Annotated in this window: 1 protein-coding gene; it reads right to left on the bottom strand. The window is 82.7% G+C overall.

Annotation, left to right across the window (positions count from 1 at the left end; translation table 11 throughout):
• Positions 1–521 (bottom strand): FAD-dependent oxidoreductase (locus ABD317_RS37635; RefSeq protein ID WP_344296652.1); only part of this gene is annotated, 521 nt, incomplete at both ends.

Raw genomic sequence — 521 nt, 5'->3', positions numbered from 1 at the left:
GCCGCCGCGCCCGGCGGCTCCTGCGCCCCGTACGCGCGCGGCACCAGCTCCGTCAGCCGGGCCCGCGGCACCCCCGCGGCCAGCGCGTCGGCGTCCGCCCGCCCGCCGCCGGCCAGTTCGACGCCCGCCGCCCGGCCGTCCCCGTCCACCCGGACGGCGACGACCTCCGAGCCGAACGCGAACTCGACGCCGCGCTCCAGACAGCGCTCGTACAGCGCGTCCGCCAGCGCCCGCATCCCCCCGCGCACGTACCACCCGCCGAAGGTTTCCTGCACGTACGGCAGCATTGCCGCGCCCGCGGGCGCGTGGCGCGGGTCGAACCCGTACGCCAGGGCGTGCTGCGCGAACATCAGCCCCAGCGCGGGGTACGCGCCCAGCTCGCCCGCGCCGACGCCGGCGACGGCGGCGGCCGGGGCCGGCGTACGGGCCCCGCGCAGCCGGCGCAGCAGCCCGCGCCCGGCCGGCGGCGGCGCGGCCGCCAGCGGGCCCGCGGCCAGCGCGCCCGCGTCGGCGGGCAGGGG

The organism is Streptomyces synnematoformans (assembly GCF_039531005.1).
Taxonomy (GTDB): Bacteria; Actinomycetota; Actinomycetes; order Streptomycetales; family Streptomycetaceae; genus Streptomyces; species Streptomyces synnematoformans.
Note: the sequence above shows the minus strand (reverse complement) of the source record. Positions and strands in the feature narration are given on the sequence as shown.